Origin of the sequence: Devosia sp., assembly GCF_028290625.1 — a bacterium.
Lineage (GTDB): Bacteria > Pseudomonadota > Alphaproteobacteria > Rhizobiales > Devosiaceae > Devosia.
Genome location: NZ_JAQGJM010000033.1, coordinates 88,035 through 95,370 on the forward strand (window position 1 = coordinate 88,035; position 7,336 = coordinate 95,370).

The following is a 7,336-nucleotide window of genomic DNA, read 5'->3' on the forward strand; positions in this document are numbered from 1 at the left end:
CCTCAACCCCCGAGGAAACTTTTGGCGACTTCGGGATCGGCGATCAGTTCGGCGCCGGTGCCGGTGAAGCGGTTCTGCCCGCCCGCGAGCACAAACCCCTTGGAGGCGAAGGCCAGCGCCTGGCGGGCATTCTGCTCCACCATCAATATGCCGACGCCCTCCTTGTTGACGCGCACGATGGTCTCGAAAATCTCGATCACATAGCGCGGCGACAGCCCTGCCGATGGCTCGTCCAGCATCAACAGCTTGGGCTTGCTCATCAGCGCGCGACCCATCGCCACCATCTGGCGCTGCCCGCCCGACAGTTCGCCGGCCGGCTGGCGCCGCTTTTCGGCGAGCACCGGGAACATTTCGTAGACCCAGGTCATGGTGTCGGAAAAATCGTCCTTGCGGGTGAACGCCCCCATTTCGAGGTTTTCCTCGACGCTCATCGAGGTGAAGACGTTCTTCTCCTGCGGCACGAAGCTCAGCCCCTTGGGCACCAGCTTGTCCGGCAGGGAATTGGCGACGCTCTCGCCATTGAAGGTGATCGTGCCGCCGGTGACTTTCAGCAGCCCGAAAATCGCCTTGAGGGTGGTCGACTTGCCGGCCCCGTTCGGCCCGACGATGACCCCGATATCGGACTGCTCGATGGCGATATCGACGCCATTGAGGATCGGTGCGCCGCCATAGCCGCCCACGACATGTTTCAGTTCAATCAACGCCATTACGCCACCGCCACGGGTGAGCCGAAATAGGCCTCGACGATGGCCGCATTGGCGCGGATTTCGCTCATCGGGCCTTCGGCGATCTTTTCGCCCTGCGCCATGACGATCACCGGATCGCAGAGCCGGCCGATCAGATCCATGTCGTGCTCGATGACGAAGAACGTGTAGCCCAATTCCTTGTTCATGCGCTCGATATTGCTGGCGAGGTCCTGCAGCAGCGTCTTGTTGACGCCGGCGGCAACCTCGTCGAGCAGCACCACCTTGGCATCCACCATCATGGTGCGGCCAAGTTCCAGCAGCTTCTTCTGCCCGCCGCTGAGATTGCCCGCCAGCTCATTGCGGACATGGCCGAGCTTGAGAAAATCAATGACGTCCAACGCCTTTTTGCGCACATCGCGCTCGCGCGACTTGACCAGGCCCGGCCGGAACCACGCATTGGCCAGATATTCGCCCGGCTGGTCGCCCGGCACCATCATCAGGTTTTCCAGCGCCGTCATGTTGGAGAATTCGTGCGCGATCTGGAAGGTGCGCAACATGCCGGTGCGGAACAGTTGATGGGGCTTGAGCCCGGTCACGTCCGCGCCGTCAAAAATCACTTGGCCGGAATCCGGCGCGATATTGCCGGCGACCATGTTGAACAGCGTGGATTTGCCGGCCCCGTTCGGGCCGATCAGCCCGGTGATCGAGCCGCGCCGCACCTGCAGCGAACAATCATTGACGGCGAGAAGGCCGCCAAAGCGTTTGGAGACGTTGCGAACGTCGATAACTGCGTCGAAGGACACCAAATTCCGTCCCGATCCCTGAATGCCAAATTGGCCCTGCTTTGCTGCGGGCCATTAGGGGGCATCTGCACACAAGAGTGGCGACGGGTCAATCTTTACCGATCGGTCAAACCACAGCCAAAACCGCGTCAGCCGTGGGTTTATTGAAGGCGCAGAGCACATCGTAGAGCGTCGCCAGCCGGGTCAGCGCCTTGACGTCGACATCATGAGGCTGCGCCGAAAGCGGATCGATGAAGAACACCAGCACGTCCAGCCGCTCCTCGGCGATCATCGCGCCCAGCTGCTGGTCGCCGCCCAGGGGGCCGCTTTTGAGCAGGGTCACCGGCAGGCCCGTCGCTGCCATCACCCGGCCGCCCGTGGTGCCGGTGCCCCACAATTCGTGCAGCTTCAGCTTTTCGAAATTGGCCTGCGCCCAGGCGACCATTTCGTCTTTTTTGTCGTCATGTGCCACAAGGCCAATGCGCGCCATGTCGGGTCTCCGCTATACCCCCGCTTTCAAGCACGCTTCACGCGGCCAGGGCAATGGCCTCGGAAACCAGAATGCCGATGCTGTCGATGGGGATTTCGCCGTCCGGCCGCAGCGTCATGTAGCGGCCGCGTTTGAGCTCGCTGCCCTGCAGCAAACCTTCCTCCGCCGACAGCATCCGCCCATGCTCGAAATACAGCGCCACCCGCTCGGCATTGGGAAACACGGCGCACACATAGCCGGCCTGCCGGTGGCGGAAATTGACCGATTTCCAGCCGTCCATCACCTTGCCTTCGAGCCCGGGATGCGCGGCCAGCATCGTTACCAGCCGGCGGGTAAGATCGCCAATCGGTGTCGGCAGAGGCTTCAGCAAAGTCGCAAGATTTTCCATCGGTCGCTCCTCAAACAGCAAAGGCCGCGTGTGCGGCCCTCACCATTCCAGAGCGTGCTGACAGCCAGTGTCAGCAGCCGATCAGAATTCGTTCCAGTCCTTGGCCACAGCCGCAGTCCCAAACGTCCGCATTTGCACCACGGGCTTGCGTTGCGCACGCATCGCCGGGGCAAAAGACCCGCCATCCAGCTTGAACACCTCCACAATGCTATCGAGCTCATTGGCCTGCGCCTCGGTCTGCTCGATCGCCGCATTGGTCTGCTCGACTAGCGCCGCATTATGCTGGGTCATCTCGTCCATCTGCCGCACCGCGACCGAGACTTCCTCCAGCGCCGAGGATTGCTCCTTATTGGCCTGGGCGATGGAGTCGATCAGGCTCGAGCTTTCCTGCGCGCCGACCAGGATATCCAGCAGCTTTTCCGAGGCCTGCCCCACCAGCCGCGAGCCATTGCGAACCTCGGTGGCGCTGGCCTCGATCAGCACCTTGACCTCGGACGATGCTTGAGCGGCCGATTGCGCCAGCCGCCGCACTTCCACCGCCACCACCGCAAAGCCCTTGCCGGCATCGCCAGCGCGGGCGGCTTCCACCGAGGCGTTCAGCGCCAACAGATTGGTCTGGAACGCGATGTCGTCGATCAGCCCGATGATGTTGGAGATTTTGGCCGACGAGGTTTCGATCGCCCCCATGGCCTCATTGGCCTGCTTCATCACCGCGCCGCCATCGGTGGCATTGGCGGAAACCGCCTTTGCCTTGCTGCTGGCAGTGGCGGCCCGCTTGGCATTCTCCAGCACGGCGCCACTCAATTGCTCGACCGACGCCGCGGTCTCCTCGATAGTCGCCGCCTGTCGCGTGGTGCGTTCCGCCAGATCGTTGGCGCCCGACAGGATTTCCCCGGTCGCGGTCTTGAGCGAACGCGAGGTACCGCGCAGCCCGGTGACGATGTCGAAGAGGCGTTCCAGCGAGCCGTTGAAGGCCAGCCGCAATTGCTCGTATTGCCCGGTGAATTGGGTATCCACTCGCCCGGTCAGGTCGCCCTCGGCCATCTTGGCGAGGCTTGAGGTCAATTGCGCGATAATGCCCTCGGCGCGCTTGCGCTCGGTGATGTCGGTGGCGAACTTGATCACCTTGACCGGCTTGCCGCTGGAATCCAGGATCGGGTTGTAGGAGGCCTGGATCCAAACTTCCTTGCCGCCCTTGCCGAAGCGCTGGAACTCGGCCGCCTGATATTCGCCGGCCCGCAGCCGCTCCCAGAACTGCGCATAGGCGGGGCTGGCGGCAAAAACCGGATCGCAGAACATGCGGTGATGCTTGCCGACGATCTCGCTCGCGGCGTAGCCGACCACGGACAGGAAATTCCCGTTGGCCTGGCGCACCGTGCCGTCCAGATTGAACTCGATCACTGCCTGCGCCCGCGAGATCGCCTCGATCTGCGCCGCATCGTCGGCGGCGCGGTTTTTCTGCGCGGTGATATCACTGGCAAACTTGATGACCTTGACCGGCTTGCCCGCCTTGTTCAGCACCGGATTATAGGTGGCCTGGATCCAGACCTCCTTACCACCCTTGCCGATGCGCTTGTATTCGCCTGACTGGAATTTGCCCTGCCCCAGCTCCTGCCAGAAGCGGTGATAGTCCGCGCTCGCGGCGAATTCCGGCTCGACGAACATGCGGTGATGTTTGCCGGCGATTTCGTCCAGCGCATAGCCGAGCACAGAAAGGAAATTGTCGTTGGCGGTAATGACCGTGCCGTCCAGATTGAATTCGATCACCGCCTGCGAGCGCATGATCGCCTCCACCTTGGAGCGGTCGTCGAGCCGTGCGGCGCGCGAGAATAAGTTAAACCCAGTCATCGATCAGGCCCTCCAGCCTTGGCCGCTGCCGACTTCTTCGGCGCGCCGTATACGATAAGAACAACGCGGTTAATGACGATCTCGGGATGTGCCTCAGGAAACTGCGTAGCCCGCCAGGCTTGAACGGGCAGGTCCGGGGCATGTAACTGCAGTAATAGAGGCATCCTGGATGGGAAATTCTATTTGGAAATATCGGGAATGTACTTGGAACAAGGACACACTGAAAATCCTCAACAAAATGCCAGCCAGATCGTACTGGTGGTTTCGAAATTTCCTGCGTCCATGGCACAATCTATCGGCCCGGCGTTAAGACCTGGTAAAGCATGGTACGGGCGGTACAAAAAAAGGGCGCCCAAGGCGCCCTTTTGCAGTCGGTAAAAGCTTGAGACCAATCGAAATTCAGCTCAGGACAGCATCAGCTGAAGATCGATGGTCCTAGAACTCGCTCCAGTCCTTAGCGATCGCCGCATTGCCCTGGGTCAAATAGGAGCGCGCCGCCGAGCGCACCTTGTCCACCGGACGACTTGGCGCGACCGGGCGACTTGGTGCCGCCTGGCGGGAACGGGCCGCGGGAGCCTCATCGGTCAGCGTAAAGATATCCACCACGCGGTCGAGTTCGCTGGCCTGCGCCTCGGTCTGCTCGATTGCCGCATTGGTTTGTTCCACCAGGGCGGCGTTGTGCTGGGTCATCTCGTCCATGGTGCGCACCGCCACCGACACTTCGTCGATCGCCGCCGCCTGTTCGCGGCTGGCCCGGGCAATGTGCTGCATCAGCGCCGAGTTCTCCTCGACCGCCTGCTGCATCGCCGCCAATTGCTCGGCCGCGCTCGACACCAGCTTGGAGCCGCCCGCGACCTCGACCGCCGATTGTTCGATCAGCGCCTTGACGTCCGACGAGGCACTAGCCGCCGATTGCGCCAGCCGCCGCACCTCGACCGCCACCACCGCAAAGCCCTTGCCGGCGTCGCCAGCCCGGGCCGCTTCCACCGAGGCGTTCAGTGCCAACAAGTTGGTCTGGAACGCGATATCGTCGATCAGCCCGATAATGTTGGAGATCTTGGACGATGACGAGGTGATGCGCTCCATGGCCGCATTGGCCTGGTTCATCACCGCGCCACTCTGGGTGGCGCTTTGCGACATCAACTGCACCTTCTGGTTGGCATCCTCGGCCATGCGGGCATTCTCGCTGACCGTCGACGCCAACTGCTCCATCGCCGCCGAGGTCTCCTCGATGGTCGCCGCCTGCTTGGTGGTGCGCTCGCTCAGATCGTTGGCACCCGACAGGATTTCGCTGGTCGCGGTCTTGAGAGCCCGCGACGTGGCGCGCAATTGCGTCACCACATGGGTCAGCTTGTCGCCCACCGCATTGGTATCGGCCTTGAGCTTGGCGAACGAGCCCGAATACTGGCCATGCATGCGCTTGGTCAGGTCGGTATCGGCCAGGGCCGCCAGCACATCGCCGGTTTCGGCCAGGCCGCCATCGACGGTCTCGACCAGTTGGTTGATGCTACCTGCGAGCGAATTGAGCTCGGCATCGGGAAATTGGGCATGGACGCGCTTGGTGAAATCGCCCGCAATTGCCGCGTCCACCACTTCGCCGAACGCCGCCTGCAGCGCCACCATCATGTCGCCGCGCTCCTGGACGCGACGCACTGCGGCGACCTTTTCTTCCTCGGTCATCTGGCCGACCTTGATGCCGCTTTCACGGAACACCTCGACCGCCCGTGCCATGGCGCCCACTTCGTCCTTGCGGCCGGCGCCCTCGATGGTGACGCTCAAGTCGCCACCGGCGAGCAGGTCCATGGTCTTGGTCAGCCGGGTGATCGGCTTGACCACCGACGAGCCGACGAACCAGAAGGCCGCGAGCCCGAGCAGCAGCAGCACGCCGCCGCCAATGATGAGAATGTTGCGCTGCTGCACCGAGGCGCCCAGCAGCGTCGCCTCCGGCACGGCAATCATCACCGTCCATTGCTTGCCCACCTCGGTGAGGTCGAGCGGGATGGCGGTGATCCGCCAGTCGCCGCCCTCGGTCGGGGCTACCGCATAATACTCGCCCTTGGCCGCGCCGTCGCGCGCCGCCACTGATGAGGCATCGGTGGCTGGGGTGCCCAGCAGCGTGGGGTCGGAATGAACCACCCAGTCGCCTTCCTGGTTGATGACGCCGATCCAGCCCGTGCCCATCGGCTTTTGCTGGCCGATCAGGTCGGCGAACACGCCACCGTTGAAATCGACGCCCACAAGGCCGACGCCCTTGCCCGATGCATCGCGCACGATAGCGGTCGAGGAGGTGTAGAGCTTCTTTTCATAGAGATAAGGCCCGATCAGGCCCGGCTTGTCGCTAGCCAGCGGATCGGAGAACCAGCCCGAAAAGCCTTCCGCCTCCGATGTGCTCAGCGAACCGAAAGTCGACGTGCCGGTCGCAAGGTCGCGGGTGATCGAAACGCCGAAATAGCCATCCGGCATGGCATACTTCGAGGCCGCCAAAGCTGGATTGGCCGCAATGGGAGAGTCTTTGGTCAGCAGGGCCCAAACGCCGATTGCATTGGGCGTAACCCCGATCTGGCTCTGGAACAGATTGGTGATGGTGGCTTCGGTCGTCGCCGGGTCGACCATCAGCGTGCTCAGGGTCTGCGCCACCGATGCGGCTTCCGTGGCGTGCTCCTTGAGCACCACGCGGATGTTCTGCGCTTGGGTCTGGGCGATACTGACCAGCAATTGATTGGCGCTGTCGATATCGCCCTTCTGGGTCGAGCTGACCACATAGCTAAGGCTAGCCACGATCGCGACGATGAAGACCAGCGCCGCAGCACCGACGATCTTTCCGCGCAGCTTGAGAGCAGGCATTTGGGCAGGTCCTTGCAGGAGTGAATACACTTATTCGTATTCATGCCTAAGGGCCGTTAAGCATCCCTCAACGTTAACGACGCCCGTAAAATAAAGTGGGGGCGCCCCGGGGGCGCCCCACTTCAAAAATCAAAGTAGCAGCCGAACTAAAACTCGGCCCAATCCTTGTCGACCGCCGCATTGCCATGGGTCACGTAGCTCTTGGCCGCCACCCGCAGGCGATCCTGCAGACCCCGCGCGCCCGTTGCCGCTACTGGCGTGGGTGCTGCGACACGGCGCACCGGCGCCTCGTGTTCAT

6 protein-coding genes are annotated in these 7,336 nt (G+C 62.5%); all 6 read right to left on the minus strand.

Annotated elements, in window-relative coordinates:
- Positions 1-2: 2 nt before the first annotated feature.
- On the minus strand, positions 3-707 hold the full coding sequence (locus tag JWR51_RS18095) for an ABC transporter ATP-binding protein (protein ID WP_299750679.1): 705 nt from the start codon (positions 705-707) through the stop codon (positions 3-5).
- Positions 707-1,489 carry an ABC transporter ATP-binding protein gene (locus tag JWR51_RS18100; protein ID WP_299750682.1) on the minus strand — a complete coding sequence of 261 codons (783 nt, stop codon included), beginning with the start codon at positions 1,487-1,489 and terminating at the stop codon, positions 707-709. Before JWR51_RS18100 ends, JWR51_RS18095 begins: the two co-directional genes overlap by 1 nt.
- 106 nt (positions 1,490-1,595) lie before the next feature.
- Positions 1,596-1,958 (minus strand): methylglyoxal synthase, encoded by a 363-nt coding sequence (locus JWR51_RS18105; RefSeq protein WP_299750685.1) that lies wholly within the window; start codon positions 1,956-1,958, stop codon positions 1,596-1,598.
- Positions 1,959-1,995: 37 nt separating this feature from the next.
- Positions 1,996-2,346, minus strand: a complete 351-nt coding sequence (locus JWR51_RS18110) for a DUF1801 domain-containing protein (protein ID WP_299750688.1) — start codon at positions 2,344-2,346, stop codon at positions 1,996-1,998.
- An 81-nt stretch (positions 2,347-2,427) separates the two neighbouring features.
- Positions 2,428-4,194 (minus strand): methyl-accepting chemotaxis protein, encoded by a 1,767-nt coding sequence (locus JWR51_RS18115; RefSeq protein ID WP_299750691.1) that lies wholly within the window; start codon positions 4,192-4,194, stop codon positions 2,428-2,430.
- Positions 4,195-4,629: 435 nt separating this feature from the next.
- The gene (locus JWR51_RS18120) at positions 4,630-7,038 is read right to left on the minus strand and encodes a methyl-accepting chemotaxis protein (RefSeq protein WP_299750694.1); all 2,409 of its coding nucleotides are present in this window, start codon (positions 7,036-7,038) and stop codon (positions 4,630-4,632) included.
- Between the last annotated feature and the right edge of the window lie 298 nt (positions 7,039-7,336).